Here is a 17214-nt window from a genome sequence, read left to right as displayed (position 1 = left end):
GGCCGCCCTTCCCGAAGGAGGGGCGGCCCCGAAGGTCGTCTCTGACGCCTCGGCTTAGAAGCCGAAGTGGATCGACCCGATGAAGGTGCGCGGCGCGCCGAAGGTGTAGCGCGTCGTGCTGGTGTTGGTGGTGCCGGTGCTGAGGTTGCCGAAGTAACGCTCCTTCAGCAGGTTCGACACGTTCAGCTGGAAGAAGGTGTCCTTCAGGCCCAGCGAAGCCATGCTGAACCGCGCGTCCAGATCGACCAGGGTATAGCCCTTGCTGATCAGATCGTTGACGTCCGTCACGAAACGGTCGCCGGTATGCTTGGCCTGGATGCCGAACGAGACCGGATCGAAGCGGAACTGGGCGCGACCGCCATATTGCCACTTCGGCGTCTCGACGACGAACTTGCCCTTGGTGGCGGCGAGCACCTGGCCATTGGCCGGGTTGATCGCATCCTGCAGCAGTTCAGAGTCGAGGTACGACACGAAACCGTAGATCGAGAAGTGCTTGCTGGGGTTGATGCCCAGGCTGGCGTCGATACCCTTGGTCTTGGTCGCGCCGACGTTGCGGTCGATATTCAGCGTGCCGCCGCCATCGAGCTGAACCAGCGACGAGATGATGCGGTTGTCATACTTGATGTACCAACCGGCGACCTGCGCCTGGATCAGGCGCGAGGTGTAGCGCAGGCCCAGGTCGAACGAGTCCGTCTTTTCCGGCTTCACCGCCGCGACCGGCGAGATCTCGACGTCGTCAAACCCGTACAGGTTGTCGGTGCGCGGCACCGAATAGCCCTTCGAGTAGCTGCCGAACATGCTCACCGTGCTGGTGAAGTTATAGGTGTAGCCGACGTTCGGCAGAAGCGCGCTGTAGGTCTCGATGCGGTTCTTGTACGGGGCCGCCAGCTGCACGTTAGGGAGCGTGGCGTCGAGCGCACGAACCTGTGCCGCGGTCTGCGACGTGCAATAGGCATCGTTCGAGCTGCCCGAGATCGTCCAGCAATAGTTGGTCAGATTGCGGCGGAAGAACGGAGCGCGCAGGCCGAGGGCAACCTTGAAGCGGTCCTCGAAGAACGAGCCGCGATATTCGCCCGAGATCTGGTGCAGGATCGCGTAGGACAGGCGGTTGCGCTTGTTCAGCACGTTGCCCGCTGCGTCCTTGACCGCATAGGGGCCTTCGCCGTCGAGGGCGCTGAACGGCTCGCGGGGATCGCCCCACGGGGTCAGCAGGCTGGCTTCGCCGGTCTGACGGTGACGTGCGCGGTCCCAGGTATAGGCGATACGCACCAGGTTATCATCGTTGATTTGATAGCGCAGGCCCGCAATCGCGGTGAAGCGCTGCGTCCGGGTGTTCGACGGGAAGTAGACGCGGACATAATCCAGCGCATCGCCGTCGCCGTTCAGATCGGCACCCGCCGCGATGCCCGCACCGACGCGGGTATACTGGTTGGTGTAGACGTTCTGCAGGAAGCCGTCACGCTCCGAGAACACCGCCGTGCCGCCGCCATTGGCGCGGGTGAACGAGTAGGCGCCGTCGAAGGTGAACAGCAGCTTGTCGCTCAGCGTCCAGCGCGAGTTCAGGCGGACGTTGCCGGTGTTCGACGGGTTGGCGTTGTAGCCGTAATAGTTGCCGCAGGTGCTGCGATCGTCCTGCGTGGTGTTGTTGCCGCGCGCCGCATTGCCCGAGGGCAGGGTGCAGGTGGCGTCGTAGCGGTACAGCGACGAGGTGTTGTTGAACACCGTGTCATACTGATCGCGGTTCAGATCGAGCGTGTAGGGCGTGGCGGGCGAAATGCCGGTGGTCGGGACCACACCGGTGCCGAGCACGGTGCGGATGTTGCCCAGGCTGGGGTTGCTGTAGAAGTTGTTGCGGTTTTCGTTGTAGTGCGCAGCCAGCGAGATGAAGTCGCCGTTGCTGCCGATCGGCTGATAAATCTTGCCGTTGAACTGGCTCTTGTGGATTTCGCCCGGACCGCGGAACTGGTTGTAGCGCTGGTTGCTGGCCGACACCCATGCCTTGGTGCCGAACGAGGTCAGCTGGCCGAGGTTCAACAGACCGAACACGCGGTTCATGTCGTTGGTGCCGTGCGAATAGACCGCAACGGCATGACGATCGTCGGTCGGGATAAGCGAGCGATAGTTGACCGTGCCGCCCGAGGCGCTGGCAGTCGGCGAGTCGACGTCGGTCGCGCCGAAGTTGACGTTCACCTGCTCGATCAGCTCGGGGTCGAGCTGCTGGTTCGAGTAGATGGCGTAGTTGCCCGAATCGTTCAGCGGAATGCCGTCGAAAGTCAGCGAGATGCGGTTGCCGTCAAAGCCACGGATGCGGATCTGGCCGCCCGACGAGCCATAGGCGTCCGAGTTGGTGAAGCTGACGCCCGGGATCTGGTTGATGGTGTCGAGGATCGACTGACCCGGTGCGCGGCGATCGATCAGCTCCTGGGTGATGACGGCCTTCGCCTTGGGCGTATCCGGGATCTGGATGCCGTTGACGCTGGCCGGTCCACGCTGGCCGGTGACGACGACGTCTTCGACTTCGGCCGAGCCGGTCGACTGGGCGAACGCGACCGAAGGAAAGGCGAGCGCGGCGACAGCCGTGCCCAGAAGCAGAGTAGTGCGCATAAATGGTCCCCTTTTCGCGCGCGAAGCGGCGCGGTCCGGCCGTCTTTCGGCTCGGTTGAGCGTGCCCCTGCGCTACGAACATTGCCATTATGTTACAAAGTTCGCGCTGGCGACAGGGGGCGGTTCACTCCGTGTCGAGGCGTTGCAGTTTGGCAACGGTGATGGGAGCGGTAACGCGGCTATCCCGCTCTTCTGACTGTATAATTTTGGCGATCTGGCGGGCTGCGCTTGTCGTGCCGTTCGTGCTGGTCCGGTCCGCCCCTGGGCCGGATCGTGACGGTGCGGTCACGATCCGGCCATGATCAGCTGGCCGCGACCAGCGCGTTCCAGGCGGCTTCGTCGATCACCCGGATGCCCAGGTCCTGCGCCTTTTTCAGCTTCGATCCGGCGCCCGGTCCGGCGATCAGCAGGTCGGTCTTGGCGGAGACCGATCCCGACACGCGTGCGCCCAGCGCCTCGGCCTGGGCCTTGGCCTCGTCGCGCGACAGGGTTTCCAGCGTGCCGGTGAAGACCAGGGTCTTGCCGGTCACTTCCGATTCGCGGGTCTGGTACACGGTGTCGGCGGGCGTGACCTCGCTCAAGAGGTCGTCGACGACCTCGCGGTTATGCGCCTCGGCGAAGAAGTCGAGCAGGGCGTCGGCGACTTCGGGGCCGATCTGGGGCGTGTCGATCGCCGCGACGATGGCGCGCTGGCGGCGCAGCTCGAACTTGCGGTCGGGTTCGCCCAGGGCGGGGACGGTGTCGGCCCGGACCTGAAGCGCGGCGTCGATCATCGCGCGGAAGCCCGCCATCGATACGAAGCGGCGGGCCAGGTCGCGCGCGGTGATCTCGCCGACATGACGGATGCCCAGCGCGAAGAGGAAGCGGTCGAGCGCTATGTCGCGCCGCGCGTCGATCGCGGCGAGCAGTTTGTCGACCACCAGTTCGGACATGCGCTCGCGCTGGATCAACGCCTCGCGATGCTGGTGCAGACGGAAGATATCGGCGGGCGAGGCGATCAGGCCATCGCGGAAGAATTCCTCGACGCGGACAAGGCCGAGACCCGTAATGTCGAAGGCGTGGCGCGAGACGAAGTGGATCAGGCGTTCCACCCGCTGCGCCGGGCAGATCAACCCGCCGGTGCAGCGGATGACGACCTCACCCTCTTCGCGCGTTGCCAGGCTGCCGCATTCGGGGCAGTGATCGGGGAAGACGAAGGGTTCTCGCGCGACGTCGCGGGTCAGATTCTCGACGATCTGCGGGATGACGTCGCCCGCGCGTTGCAGGACCACGCGGTCGCCGGGGCGGACGCCCAGCCGTTCGATCTCGTCGGCATTGTGCAGCGTGGCGTTGGTGACGACGACACCGCCGACCGTCACCGGCTCCAGCCGGGCGACGGGGGTGAGGGCACCGGTGCGGCCGACCTGGATGTCGATTTTCTCCAGGGTGGTCTGGGCGCGCTCGGCCGGGAATTTGTGCGCGATCGCCCAGCGCGGCGTACGTCCGACGATGCCGAGCCGGGCCTGCCAGTCGAGCCGGTCGACCTTATAGACGACTCCGTCAATGTCGAAGGGCAGGTCGGCACGCTGCGCCTCGATGGTGCGATAGATGGCCAGTGCAGCGGCGGCATCGGGCACGCGGGCAAAGGCGTCGGCGATGGGAAAACCCCAGCGGCGCCACGCCTCGACCATGTCGAATTGGGTCTCGACCGGCACGTCGCTCGCCTCGCCCCAGCCATGCGCCAGGAAGCGCAAGGGACGCCCGGCGGTGATCGCCGGGTTCTTCTGGCGCAGCGATCCGGCGGCGGCGTTGCGCGGGTTGGCGAACTGGCGCGCCTCCTTGCCGGTTTCGGCCGCTTCCTGCGCCAGCCGGGCGTTGAGCGCGGCGAAATCGGCCTTGCTCATATAGACCTCGCCACGCACCTCGAACACGTTCGGCGCGTCGGCGGGCAGAGTCTGGGGTATGTCGGCGATGGTGCGGACATTCTCGGTCACGTCCTCGCCGATCGCGCCATCGCCGCGGGTCAGCGCCTGGACCAGCCGCTGGTCGACATAGCGCAGCGAACAGGACAGGCCGTCGATCTTGGGCTCGGCGGTCAGGGTGACCGGCTCGTCCTCGGGCAGCTTGAGATAGCGGCGGACGCGGGCGACGAATTCCTCGACCTCTTCGTCGGTGAAGGCATTGTCCAGGCTGGTCATCGGCCGGGCGTGCGGCACCTTGGCCAGGTGCGCGGCGGGGGCGGCACCGACCTGGGTGTTGGGCGAGTCGGCGCGGATCAGATGCGGGAAGGCCGCCTCGATCGCGCTATTGCGGCGGACCAGCGCGTCATAGTCCGCATCCGAAATCTCGGGCGCATCCTCGGTGTGGTAGAGGCGGTTGTGATGGGCGATCTCGCGGGCGAGGCTGGTCAGCTCGGCGGCGGCTTCGAGATCGGTCTGGGGCAGGGGGGGCTGGGGCGTCACGCGGCCCGTGCTAGTCCAGCCCCGGTCACGGGATCAAGGTAGCAGCGTGCGAAGGACGTCAGGACGCGCGGCGATGCGCCGGCCCACACCGGGTCAAGATAGGGGAGCGGCGCCGGACGGCATGAAGGATTTCGGCGTCGCGCAGGGCAACTCGTTGACGTCACAACCATTTTCGAGGAGCCAGCAGCGCGCCTCGTCGATATGGATCGCGACGCGAGACAGGTCGAGCTTGTCCGCCAGCGCCAGACAAGACTGAAGCCCCGCCAGCAACGCGGTCATATCGTTTGCGCTGGGCGGCATGGGAGAAGAAGTCAGTCGGCTCAGCATCGGCTACGTCCAATGGGATCACGAAAACATTCCGGCGTTTCCGTCCTACCACAAGCACGTATCGTGTATAAAATAATTTTCCACTAATTGTCAGTGGGACTCCAACAGTCTGTCGGCCTGGGCGCGCGCTTCGTCGGTAATGGTCGCGCCGGACAGCATGCGGGCGATCTCCTCGCGCCGCTCGGCTTCGCTCAGGCGGCGCACGCCGGTGCGGGTGACGGTGCCGTCATGGCTCTTGGCGATCAGCAGATGCGCGGCCCCGCGCGCCGCGACCTGCGGGCTGTGCGTGACGACAAGCAGCTGGGTCCGCTGCGCCAGGCGGTGCAGCCGGTCACCGATCGCCGAGGCGACCGCGCCGCCCACGCCGCGATCGATCTCGTCGAAGATCATGGTGGATGCGCCGCCTTCCTCGGCCAGCGCGACCTTCAGCGCCAGGATAAAGCGCGACAATTCGCCGCCGCTGGCGATCTTCATCAGGGGCGCGAAGGGGGCGCCGGGATTGGTCGAAATCTCGAATTCCACCCGGTCCTTGCCCGCCGCCGACCAGCCGCCCGACTCGACCGGGGCGACGACGGTGCGGAAGCGCGCGGCGTCGAGCTTCAGGGGCGCAAGTTCGTTCTTCACCGCTTGGTCCAGCCGTTCGGCAGCGGCGGCCCGGGCGGTCGAGACTTGCGCGGCGACCTTGTCATAGGCGGCGCGGGCGGTGGCGACCGCCGCCTCCAGCCGTCCGATGCCTTCCTCGCCCGCATCGAGCCGCTCCAGCCGCCCCTGTAGCTGTTCGGTCAGCGAGGCCAGATCGTCGGGCTGGACCCGGTGCTTGCGCGCCATGCCGCGCAGCTCGAACAGCCGCGCTTCGTCCTCCTCCAGTGCGCGGGGATCATAGGCCAGCTCGCGCTGCGCCTCGATCAGCCGCTCCTCGGCCAGCGACGCCTCGATCACCGCGCGGTCGATCGCGGCGAGCGCGTCGGCCAGCGCCGGGTGATCCTCACCGATCCGCTCCAGCACGCGGGCGGCTTGGCGCAGGCCCGCCAAGGCTCCGTCCGAGCCCTGCAGATGCTCGTCGATCGCGCCGAGTTCGCCCGCGATCTTCTCCGAACGCTGCATGGTGCGGCGGCGATCGGCCAGCGTCTCTTCCTCGCCGGGTTCGGGGGAAAGCTTGGTGAGTTCGGCGACCGCATGTTCCAGCCATTCGCGGTCGCGCGCCGCCGTCTCGATCTCGTCACGTGCGGTCGCCAATGCGGTCTCCGCCTCGCGCAAGGCGGCCCAGGCGACGCCGACGGCATGGGTGTCGATCCGCCCGAAGCTGTCGAGCATCATCCGGTGGCCGCGCGGGTTCAACAAGCCGCGATCGTCATGCTGGCCGTGAATCTCGACCAGGAAGGGCGCGATTTCGCGGAGCAGGGCGGCGGAGGCGGGCTGGCTGTTGACGAAGCCCCGGCTGCCGCCATCGGCCTTGACCTGACGGCGGACGATCAGCGGCTCGCCGGGTTCGACCTCGATCCCGGCTTCGTCCAGAATCAGCGACAGGCGGCTGTCGGGGGCAGGGGGCTCGAAACTGGCGGTGACGATCGCCTGTCCCGCGCCGTGGCGGACCAGTCCGCTATCGCCGCGCCCGCCCAGCGCCAGGCCCAATGCGTCGAGCAGGATCGACTTGCCCGCCCCCGTTTCGCCCGTCAGGACGCCCAGGCCACGGCCGAAATCGAGGTCCAGCGCCTCGATCAGGACGACATCACGAATGGACAGCGCGGTCAGCATGGCGCGCGATATAAAGGCAAACGCCGCGCGATGTTATCCCCCGCGACGAAAATGATCCCGATTTGTTCGGGGGTGAGGCGTGCAGCCAATCGACCGCTAAGCCAATGTCTCCCCTCGCCCCTCTTTGAGGGGAGAGGGGTGCGCAGACTTGGTCTTTGCGAATGCAAAGGCTTAGTCGGAGCTGGATGAGGGGTGAATGCTCGCGTGAGCAAGCGCGACCCAAAGGCTCGCACGACCCCTCACCCAAGCTGCGCTAGCCAGCAGGCTGGCAAGCTCCGCTAACCCTCTCCCCTTCCCAGGGGAGAGGGAAAAGACGTGGAAATTTTACCCCGTCGGCGAGCTGTTGTTGCCCGTCGGCGTCGGACGGCCCGGCGCGGCTGCGCTGGGTGTCACGGTGCCGCCGCCGCCACCCGGCTGGCCGATATTGACCGAGCCCGGCGTGCCGGTCGGGACGATGGGCTGGCCCGGCTGGATCGCGGGGATCGGCTGCACCGGATACTCGCGCATCAGCTTATAGGCGCGGTTGTACCAGTCGCTGCCCGGATAATTGGCGCCCAGCACGGCGGCAGCGCGCTCGGCCTCGGGGCGGACACCCAGCGCCAGATAGGTCTCGGTCAGCCGCATCAGCGCCTCGGGCGTGTGGCTGGTGGTCTGGTATTTGTCGACGACGGTGCGAAAGCGCATCGACGCGGCCAGCCACTGGTGGCGGTCCTCGTAGAAGCGGCCGATCTCCATCTCCTTGCCCGCCAGGTGATCGTTGACCAGATCGACCTTCAACCGCGCATCGGCGGCATAGCGGGAATTGGGATAGCGGCGCATCAGTTCGCCCAGCGCGTCCAGAGCCTGGCGGGTGATCTTCTGGTCGCGGGTCACGTCCTGGATCTGCTCGTAATAGCCGAGCGCGATCAGATAATAGGCATAGGGCGCGTCGCGATTACCGGGGTGCACCGACAGGAAGCGCTGCGCCGACTGGATCGACTGGGTATAGTCGCGGCCGAGATAATAGCTGAACGCGCTCATCAACTGCGCGCGGCGGGCCCAGATCGAATAGGGGTGCTGGCGCTCCACCTCGTCGAACAGCAGCGCCGCTTCCTTGTAGCGGTGCTGGTCCAGCCGGTTCTTGGCGGCCGTGTACAGCGTGCCCACGTCGCGCGCGACATAAGGCAGGTCGGTGCGGGTGCGGTTGCGGGCGCAACCCGCGATCGGAAGGGCCATGGCGGCGATGAGCGCCAGCGACAGCGCACGGGAACGGGGGTTACGCATCGCGCATGTCCTTAGCGCAGCATTGGGGCGGGGAACAGTCCTTCCGCGCACATGGCATCACGACGGATTCGCGGGCGGAACGGCTTGCCTTCGGCTATCGGCTCGCGGCATGGGCGGGCGCGACGATGACCGGGCGGGCAGCGGGGCGGAACGGCCCGACGCACCGACGGTTTCATCGTCGCCCGATCGGAAGGATTGAACGACCCATGCCCGCCACGCTGCTCCACACCCACCGCGTCGAAAAGCCCTGGGGTCGCCACACGCTGTATCCCGGGTTCGAGGATACTCCGGCCGATGGCGCGCCGATCGGCGAAGTGTGGTTCCAGGAGCCTGGCGACACCTCGCCCGACCTGCTCATCAAATATCTGTTCACCAGCGAGAAACTGTCGGTGCAGGTCCATCCCGATGACGAACAGGCCCAGGCGCGCGGCCTGCCGCGCGGCAAGGACGAATGCTGGACGATCCTGACCGCCGAGCCCGATTCGACCATCGCGCTGGGCCCCAAGGCGCCGATGACCAAGGAACAGTTGCGCGCCGATGCGCGGGACGGCTCAGTCGAGGCCGATCTGGACTGGGTGCCGGTGAAGGAAGGCGACTTCTATTACGCGCCCTCGGGCACGATCCATGCGATCGGCGCTGGGCTGACCGTGATCGAGGTGCAGCAGAACAGCGAAACCACCTATCGCCTGTACGATTATGGCAGCGACCGCGAACTGCATCTGGAGGACGGTGTCGATGTCGCGCATCTGACCCCGTATCAGCCGATCGTCTCGCCGGGACCGGCAGGCGAGGGACGCGATATCCTGGTCGAGGGGCCGAAATTCGTGCTCGAGCGCTGGGCGGCGGGCGAACATGCCGTGGCGCTGCCCGAGGGGCGGACGGCGTGGCTGATCCCGATCACCGGATCGGGCGAAGTCGCGGGCGTTGCGTTCCAGGCCGGCCAGTGCCTGACGGTCACGGGTGCGGAGACGGTCACGCTGTCGGCTGATGGCGATGCGCTGTTCGCCTATGCGGGCACGCAGCGGCTGTAAAATTTAGGTGCCTCCCTCTCCCAGTGGGAGAGGGAGGCGGCCCAGCCGCTCTGGCGGGTGGGAAGGGTGAGAGTGGTTCGTCGGCTAAGACTGCGGGCTTAGAACAGTCCGGGCACGTCGCGCTGCGCTGGCGAGGGATTGTTTGGCTGAACCAGCTTGCGCGGGCCGTCGCTGATTGACAGTGCGCGGAACGACGATGTGCTGATCGGCGTACAGCTCTTGCCCTGCAGAAAGTTGAGCGCGGCGCGGGTCGAGCTTTCCTGCGGATCGCCCATGCGGCGGGTCAGGTCGTCGCCCGCTTGGCAAGTGGCGCTCATCCGGCTGGCCAGCCCGTCATAGTAATCGCCTTGGCGATTGGCGTTTTGGGAGGCAAAGGCGATGACGCGCAGCCGGTCGTCGCAAGCCGCATTGTCGAGCCCGATCTGCCCCACCGGCTTGCCATAAGTGTTGGCGCCGATCAGGCCGCTGTTCGATCCCATATAGGGCAAGCTGCGATTAATGACCAATTCGCTCGCCGAGGCGGTGCCACCGGTGCCGATAAAGGCGATGCGGGTCGGTGCGATCGATTCGGGCTGTGGCGCGAAATAGTCCGTCTCGTTCTGCGCCGATTTGCTGGGGCGCAGCGTCACATAACCCAGCACGTCCGTCTTCTGACGCGCGCCGCCGAGCAAGTTGTTGAACAGGTCGGCAATATTGACTGCGCCGCCACCATTATAGCGCAAATCGACGATCACTTGGGTGATCCCCTGCTGCTTGAAGGCCGCGAAGGCGGCGCGCAGTTGTGGATCGGCGGTGCTGATGAAAGTGCGCAGGTTTATGTAACCGTAACGCTGGCCGTTTTCGACGATCACCTGCGTGCCGTAATTGGGCGAGACCGGCTGGATGGTATAACTGGCCTTGGTCAGCGTGACGTTGCGGACATTGCCCGACGGATCGGCGACGCGCAGCACGCGGGTGGTCCCCGCCGTATCGGGCCCGAGTGCGTTTTCGATTCCGTTATTCTGGTCGGCGCGCACGATGTCCGAGATCGAGCGGATGGTCGAGCTGGAGGTGCCGATCCCCTGAATCTCGGTTCCGCGATCGATCCCGGCGGCCAGCGCGACACCGCTTTCGAAGGATTCGGCGACCATCAGCTTGGTCTGGGTCGAGTCGGCGGTCAGGCGAAAGCCGAACCCGGCGTCCGAGCCGGAATTGTAATAGGCGTCCTCCTCCTTGATGGAGGTGATGTGCGTGAAATAGCGATCCTTGCGCTGGGCGCGCGCTGTCGCGGACAGCGCGTCGATATAGTCGCTGATATTGGTATATTGGCTGGGGTCGAGGCTGGTCGGCAGCGTCTCCGGGAAGAGATACCATTCGTTCATCTGGGCTAGCACCCAGTTCTGGCGGTCTCGCAGCGAACATCCCGCGACCGCCGTCGATCCGCCACCGCCGCCGGATACGATCTGGCCGCCACCACCGCTGCCGCCGCCGCCATCGCCGCAACCTGCCAGCATGGCCGTCAAAGCCAAAAGCGCGCCGAACCGTCCCATCTGCTTCATGAAAACCCCCTCGAACGGGATGACTCCATCCCGCCGTGTCAATGTGTCCGTGTCGAACTGTCCGGCGCATGAACGATTCGAGCGGGTGCCGATCATCGATCGACAATCTTACGCTGCCATGACGTATCCCGTGCTGACAAGACGATGCTGACGCGCAAACATCGTGGCGATCATCGCCCGGGGCGGTTACGAACAAAGCTCGGCCAAGCTGGTCGAAGGCGGTGATGGGGATCGGAAGAGCGGATGATGCATGTCCTGACCCTGTCGAGTCTGTTCCCCGATGCGACGCGGCCCAATTTCGGTATCTTCGTCGAACGGCAGACCGCGGCACTGGCGTCGCGGCCGGGCGTGGCGGTGCGGGTGGTCGCGCCGATCGGCCTGCCGGTCTGGCCGCTGGCGGGATCGGCGCGATTCCGGGCGCAGGCGGCTTTGCCGAGCCGGGAAAGCTGGGCCGGGCTCGACGTATCGCGGCCGCGCTTCACCACCCTGCCGGGGACGGGTGGGCGATTCCATGTCGCGGCGTTACGCCGGGCGCTGGTCCCCGTGCTCGACCGGCTGCGCGACGAGCAGCGGTTCGACGTGATCGACGCATCCTTCTTCTTTCCCGATGGTCCGGCGGCGGTGGCCTTGGGGCGGCGCTATGGCGTGCCCGTCTCGATCAAGGCGCGCGGGGCCGATATCCATCACTGGGGCCACATGCCCGCCACGCGGCGCCAGGTCGCGCGCGCGGCGGCGCAGGCGGATGGCCTGCTGGCGGTCAGCGATGCGATGGCCGAGGATGTCGCGGCGCTCGGCGTCTCGCGGCATCGCATCCGGGTGCATCATACCGGGGTCGACCAGGCGCGGTTCCAGCCGGTCGAGCGTCTCGCGGCCAAGCAGGCCTTGGGCATCGCGGGGCCGCTGGTCGTGGCGCTGGGCGCGCTGATCCCGCGCAAGGGGCATGGCGTGGTGATTGACGCCGTCGCGCGCCTGCCCAGCGTCACGCTGGTCGTCATCGGCGAGGGGGCTGAGCGCGGCGCGCTGGCCGCACGGGCGGAGCGGGCGGGCGTGGCGGACCGGGTGCGGCTGATCGGCGGTGTGCCCCATGCCGCGCTGCCGGAGTGGCTGGCGGCGGCGGACGTGATGGCGCTGGCGTCGGTGTCCGAAGGGCTCGCCAATGCCTGGGTCGAGTCGCTGGCCTGCGGCACGCCGGTCGTCATCACCCCGGCGGGCGGCGCGGCCGATGTCGTGACCAGCCGCGCAGCGGGCCGGATCGCGCAAGCGGACCCGGACTCCTTTGCGACCGCGATTCGTGAGTTGCTCGATCAACCGCCCGAGCCGTGGGCGACGCGCGCAGCGGTGCGCGACTTTACCTGGACGGCCAATGCAGCGGCACTGCACTCGCATTTAGCGGAATTGGTGGCGGTAAGAAGTCAGGCGTCGAGCGGGTAGAGGGCGGCGACGATCTTGCGACCTTCGCCCCGCAGCACGCCCCAGGAGCGGGCGGCGGCACGGCTGTCCATCACCTCGACGCCCAGACCACGCGCTTCCAGCGCGGCGACGAAGGCGGCGGGCGCGCGGCGCAAGCTCGCACCGGTGCCGAGCAGCAGGAATTCGGGCGCCTCGTCGACCAGCGCGGCCACCGCCTCGGCGGTCAGCGAGTCGAAGGGCGGGGGGCTCCAGGGCTCATGCCAGTCGGGCGCGAGGAGCAGCGCCGGATAGGCGATCTCGCCGACCCGATAGCCCGTGGCGGCAAAGCCACGGACGATCGGGCCGGGCGCGGTCGGATCGCGCGTGATGCGGATCGAGTCGCTCATATTGTGCGACTCAGCCCTCGCGCGGGGTGATGCGCTCGGCGTCGGACACCTTGCGCTTGTCGGTCGTGCCCGGCTTCTCGCGGTTCGGCTCGGCGCGCAGGCCTAGCGTGATGAGCAGCGAGGACGAGACGTAGATCGACGAATAGGTGCCGACCACGATGCCCAGGATCATCGCGGCGGTGAAGCCGCGCAGCACATGGCCGCCCAGCAGCAGCAGCGCGATCAGCGCCAGCAGGATCGTGACCGAGGTCATGACCGTGCGCGGCAGTGTCTCGTTCACCGACAGGTTGATGATCTCGCGCATGTCCATCTTGCGATAGCGGCGCATATTCTCGCGGATGCGGTCGTCGATGACGATCTTGTCGTTGATCGAATAGCCGATGATGGTCAGGAACGCCGCGATGATCGTCAGGTCGACCTCAAAACGGGTGACCGCGAAGAAGCCCAGCGTCACCAGAAGATCGTGCACGATGGCGACGATGGTCGACACGCCGAACTGCCATTCGAAGCGGAAGATGGCGAACAGGCCGATGCCCAGCACCGCCAGGACGACCGCCAGCACGCCGTGCTTGATGAGCTCGCCCGAAACCTTGCCCGACACCGTGTCGTAACGGCTGAAGGTCGCGCCGGGGAATTGCTGGCCCAGCACGGCCTCGACCTTGCGGACGACGGCATTGGTCGCGCCATCGTCGTTCGAGGTGGGAGCGGGCAGGCGGATGCTGATGGTCCGGCCGTCGCCGACCGTCTGGATATTGGCTTCGCCGACGCCCAGCCCGTCGATGACCGAACGGACCCGGTCGACCGACGGCGGATTGGGGAATTTTTCTTCGATCATCAGGCCGCCGACGAAGTCGACGCCCAGATTGAGGCCCTTGGCGAACGTGACCCCGACCGCCAGCAGGGTGAGCGCGAGCGTCAGCCCGAACGCCCAGCCGCGCAGGCGGACAAAGTCGATGTTCGTGTTGTCGGGGACGAGTTTCAGGAGGCGCATGATCTGTTCTCCTGCCTCAAATGTTGATGGTCTTGGGCTTTTCGCGGCGCAACCATAGCGCCACGAGCATCCGGGTGAAGGTGACGGCGGTGAACACGCTGGTCACGATGCCGATCAGCAGCACGACCGCGAAACCCTTTACCGGGCCCGAGCCGAGCACGAGCATGATGATGCCCGAGATCGCATGGGTGACGTTCGCCTCGAAGATCGTGCGGCTGGCTTCCTTATAGCCCAGCTCGACCGACTGGACGACGCTTCGTCCCCGCCTGCGTTCCTCGCGGATACGCTCGTTGATCAGCACGTTGGCGTCGACCGCGGTGCCGATGGTCAGGATGAAGCCCGCGATGCCGGGCAGGGTCAATGTCGCCTTGATCATCGCCATGACGGCCAGGATGACCAGCACGTTGATGACCACCGCCAGGTTCGCATACATGCCGAACCGACCATAGGTGACGGCCATGAACACGATCACCGCGACCGCCGCGATCGCCGAGGCCAGGATGCCCGCGCGGATCGAGTCGGCGCCCAGGTCGGGCCCGACGGTGCGTTCCTCGATGACCTTCAGGTCGATCGGCAGCTTGCCCGAGCGCAGCGCGATGGCGAGTTCGTTGGCCGACTGGGCAGTGAAGTTGCCGTTGATGACGCCGCGACCGCCCAGGATCGGGGTTTCGATGTTCGGGGCCGAGATCACCTTGTTGTCGAGGATGATCGCGAACGGCTTGCCAACATTCTCCTGGGTGATGCGCGCGAACTTGCGGCCGCCCTGTCCGTCGAAGGTGAAGGCGACCTGTGCCGCATTGGTCTGCTGGTCGAAGGTCTGCTGCGCGTCGATCAGCTGATCGCCCGAGATGACGACCGGACGCTTCACCGCGATCACCGGAATGCCCAGCGGATTGCCCGGATAGGGCAGGACCTGGCTACCGGCCGGGGCATTGCCCTTCAGCAGGTCGGCAGGGTTGGCGGTGGTGTCGACCAGCTTGAATTCCAGCTTGGCAGTCTTGCCGAGCAGATCCTTCAGCGCCTGTGGGTTCTGGAGGCCGGGCACCTGCACGACGATGCGGTTGGTGCCCTGCTGCAGGATGGTGGGCTCCTTGGTGCCCAGTTCGTCGATACGGCGACGCACGACCTCGGTCGCGGTCTTCATCGCGGTGTCGATCGCCTGGGTCAGGCCCGCCTGGGTCGGCTTCAGCACGAAGCGCGAGGTGTCGACGACCGAGATATCCCATTCGCGCTGGCCGGTCAGGCCCGCACCGCCGCCGGTGATCGACAGCAGCCGCTCGCGCGCCGCGTCGACCTGCGACGGGTCGCGCAGCATGAAGCTGAGCTGGCCGCCCCGGACCGAGATGTCCCCGATGTCGATGCGCGGGGTGCCGCGCCGCATCTCGGCCGCGACCTGGTCGCGCATCGTCTCCAGCCGCGAATTGGCGAGATCGTCGGTATCCGCCTCCAGCAGCAGATAGCTGCCGCCCGCCAGGTCCAGACCCTTGCTGATACGCGGATGGGGGATCGCTCCCCATGTGTCCGTCATGCTCTCGGGCAGGAAGCTCGGGATCGCCAGCAGGCACAGGGCCGCCAGGAACGCGACGATGGAAGCGACCTTCCAGCGGGGGAAATCCAGCATGGGATCAGTCGTTCGCGGGCTTGGCGGTGGGGTCGATGACGTCGGTCAGCGTCGCCTTGACCACACGAACGCGGACGTTCGGCGCGATCTCGACCTCGACCAGCTGGTCCTCGACGCGGGTCACCTTGCCGACGATGCCGCCTGCCGTGGTGACCTGATCGCCCTTCTTGACCGCCTCGATCGACGCCTGCAGCGTCTTCATGCGGCGCTGTTGCGGACGGATCATCAGGAAATAGAAGACGACGAAAACGAGGAGCAGCGGCGCGAGGCTCAGGAACGAGGCGGCTCCGCTGGATGCGGCCCCGGAAGCGGCCTGGGCGGTGAAGGGAATGAACATTCGGACCCGTCTATGCTGAATGGGCACGGGCACCGGTCGACCGATGACGATCGACAAGCCCCCATGTCGGATAGCCTGCCCGCTACCATCGCAGGCGGACAGGCGCAATGGAGACGCCGATGTGGGGTGTCGACTATCTGCACATCAAGGCTTGCATGTCCCGAACAACCCGCCTAAAGGCCGCCGCTCGGTCGGGGCGTAGCGCAGCCTGGTAGCGCATCACACTGGGGGTGTGGGGGTCGCAGGTTCGAATCCTGTCGCCCCGACCAATCTTCTACTGACATCGGTGGTAAGACGACGAAGCGGGCGAAAGCCCGCTTTTTTCGTTTTTGGCGTATCCGGTTTTCCCGCCGCCATCGCGGATCGCATTGGCGCAGGTTCAATGTCTACTTTGGGTGGTTAGCGGACATTCCTCCGCAACCAGCGCGGCACCATCTGTCGTGGTTCACCCACATGGTCTAGCCGCACGCTAGGCCTGCCAAACGCGGTTCCCTCCACTTCTCCGTCGACTTGAGCCTCATAGAACAGGCGCTCGGGAGGAACGCTCAAGTCCGCACCTCCATAGCCGGGAAGAACCACACCGTCTGGCAGGTCGACCGTGACACCACCGTCGCATGCGACCGGAAAAATCATTGGCCTTTGATCGTAACCAGCAAAGATTAGGACTGCGCCACGGAAGCGCTCGCGTTGCTGCAAATCGGCCGCGCGCCAGCACGGTGACAACGTCGTCGGGGTCGACCCGCATGCAGCAAGCGCTGCAAGCGTGAGAACAGCTTGCAGTAGACAGGTGAGCCGCATGGCCGAACTATACGTGAGGCCCGAATGTCTGCAATTGGGCGAAACGCGTCGTTCTACCGCACCGTCATCCCCGCCGTCGCGATCTGCGACAGCAGGTTCGCCCGCACCGCGTCCGAGACCGGCGGCAAAGGCCGTGCCGCCTTACCGTGGCGCAGGCGTTCGCGGTCCTTTTCGTCCGGCTCGACGACCCGTACCCGCACCGCCGCCTTGCCGACCGCGCGCAGGCCCAGTTGCTCGGCAGCACCGCGCGACAGGTCGATGATCCGCGACGATCCCGCAAAAGGCCCGCGATCGTTGACCCGCACGATGATCCGCCGCCCGGTGTCGAGCGCCGTCACCTCGACATAGCTGGGCAGCGGCAGGGTGGTGTGCGCCGCCGTCGCCCAGCCGGGGCGGAAGCGTTCGCCGTTCGCGGTGCGCTTGCCTGATTCGTTGCCATACCAGCTGGCATAGCCCAGCATGTCATAGGTCGCGTCCTCGGCGGGGACATAGGTGATGCCACGCACCGTATAGGGCTTGCCGATCCGGACCGGATAGTCGCTGACCGGCCGGTAATTCCCGCCCGAACAGGCGGCGAGCAGGGCCGCCGCCGCCGGGGTGCATCGGCGCATCGCTTTCCAAACCATGGTGCCCGATTAGGCCGCGCGGGGCGCGCGATAAAGCGGTTTGCGCCTCGGTTGGCCGCATAGTAGCGTGCGGGCAGGGCGGGCTT

General features: G+C 66.3%; 13 protein-coding genes and 1 tRNA gene. 3 read left to right on the top strand and 11 right to left on the bottom strand.

Annotation, left to right across the window (positions count from 1 at the left end; genetic code table 11):
* Positions 1–54: 54 nt before the first annotated feature.
* The 5 genes from SSA01S_RS07990 to SSA01S_RS07970 all read right to left on the bottom strand — a co-directional run bounded on the left by SSA01S_RS07990 (position 55) and on the right by SSA01S_RS07970 (position 8390).
* On the bottom strand, positions 55–2604 hold the full coding sequence (locus tag SSA01S_RS07990) for a TonB-dependent receptor (RefSeq protein WP_061779967.1): 2550 nt from the start codon (positions 2602–2604) through the stop codon (positions 55–57).
* A gap of 302 nt (positions 2605–2906) precedes the next feature.
* On the bottom strand, positions 2907–5045 hold the full coding sequence (gene ligA / locus SSA01S_RS07985; protein WP_244885619.1) for an NAD-dependent DNA ligase LigA: 2139 nt from the start codon (positions 5043–5045) through the stop codon (positions 2907–2909).
* A gap of 93 nt (positions 5046–5138) precedes the next feature.
* Complete coding sequence (locus SSA01S_RS07980; RefSeq protein WP_156477711.1) at positions 5139–5324, bottom strand: hypothetical protein; 186 nt, start codon at positions 5322–5324, stop codon at positions 5139–5141.
* Positions 5325–5462: 138 nt separating this feature from the next.
* A complete protein-coding gene (recN, locus tag SSA01S_RS07975; protein WP_061779966.1) occupies positions 5463–7127 on the bottom strand; it encodes a DNA repair protein RecN in 1665 nt (554 codons plus the stop codon).
* A 324-nt stretch (positions 7128–7451) separates the two neighbouring features.
* Entirely contained in the window at positions 7452–8390 is a 939-nt protein-coding gene (locus SSA01S_RS07970; RefSeq protein ID WP_058717112.1) for an outer membrane protein assembly factor BamD, read from the bottom strand.
* Positions 8391–8596: 206 nt separating this feature from the next.
* Here SSA01S_RS07970 and SSA01S_RS07965 point away from each other — a divergent pair, with 206 nt between their 5' ends.
* The gene (locus SSA01S_RS07965; protein WP_061779965.1) at positions 8597–9421 is read left to right on the top strand and encodes a pirin family protein; all 825 of its coding nucleotides are present in this window, start codon (positions 8597–8599) and stop codon (positions 9419–9421) included.
* 98 nt (positions 9422–9519) lie between these two features.
* Here SSA01S_RS07965 and SSA01S_RS07960 read toward each other — a convergent pair whose 3' ends face one another.
* Complete coding sequence (locus SSA01S_RS07960) at positions 9520–10959, bottom strand: S41 family peptidase (protein ID WP_082794993.1); 1440 nt, start codon at positions 10957–10959, stop codon at positions 9520–9522.
* A gap of 243 nt (positions 10960–11202) precedes the next feature.
* Here SSA01S_RS07960 and SSA01S_RS07955 point away from each other — a divergent pair, with 243 nt between their 5' ends.
* A complete protein-coding gene (locus SSA01S_RS07955) occupies positions 11203–12390 on the top strand; it encodes a glycosyltransferase (protein ID WP_061779964.1) in 1188 nt (395 codons plus the stop codon).
* Here SSA01S_RS07955 and SSA01S_RS07950 read toward each other — a convergent pair.
* The 4 genes from SSA01S_RS07950 to yajC are packed head-to-tail and all read right to left on the bottom strand — an operon-like array spanning position 12372 to position 15704.
* The gene (locus SSA01S_RS07950) at positions 12372–12755 is read right to left on the bottom strand and encodes an Mth938-like domain-containing protein (RefSeq protein ID WP_061779963.1); all 384 of its coding nucleotides are present in this window, start codon (positions 12753–12755) and stop codon (positions 12372–12374) included. The genes SSA01S_RS07955 and SSA01S_RS07950 overlap by 19 nt on opposite strands.
* Positions 12756–12765: 10 nt before the next feature.
* Positions 12766–13746 carry a protein translocase subunit SecF gene (gene secF / locus SSA01S_RS07945; RefSeq protein ID WP_058753480.1) on the bottom strand — a complete coding sequence of 327 codons (981 nt, stop codon included), beginning with the start codon at positions 13744–13746 and terminating at the stop codon, positions 12766–12768.
* Between the two features lie 16 nt (positions 13747–13762).
* Entirely contained in the window at positions 13763–15367 is a 1605-nt protein-coding gene (secD, locus tag SSA01S_RS07940; protein ID WP_061779962.1) for a protein translocase subunit SecD, read from the bottom strand.
* A 4-nt stretch (positions 15368–15371) separates the two neighbouring features.
* Complete coding sequence (yajC, locus tag SSA01S_RS07935; protein WP_058717106.1) at positions 15372–15704, bottom strand: preprotein translocase subunit YajC; 333 nt, start codon at positions 15702–15704, stop codon at positions 15372–15374.
* 192 nt (positions 15705–15896) lie between these two features.
* On the opposite strand from yajC, the gene SSA01S_RS07930 reads away from it, so the two are divergent.
* A tRNA-Pro gene (locus tag SSA01S_RS07930) sits at positions 15897–15973 on the top strand.
* Positions 15974–16555: 582 nt separating this feature from the next.
* Here SSA01S_RS07930 and SSA01S_RS07925 read toward each other — a convergent pair.
* Entirely contained in the window at positions 16556–17113 is a 558-nt protein-coding gene (locus tag SSA01S_RS07925) for a septal ring lytic transglycosylase RlpA family protein (RefSeq protein ID WP_061779961.1), read from the bottom strand.
* Positions 17114–17214: the final 101 nt, after the last annotated feature.

The sequence above is a fragment of the Sphingomonas sanguinis NBRC 13937 genome (assembly GCF_001591005.1).
In the GTDB taxonomy this organism is placed as follows: Bacteria; Pseudomonadota; Alphaproteobacteria; order Sphingomonadales; family Sphingomonadaceae; genus Sphingomonas; species Sphingomonas sanguinis.
Note: the sequence above shows the minus strand (reverse complement) of the source record. Positions and strands in the feature narration are given on the sequence as shown.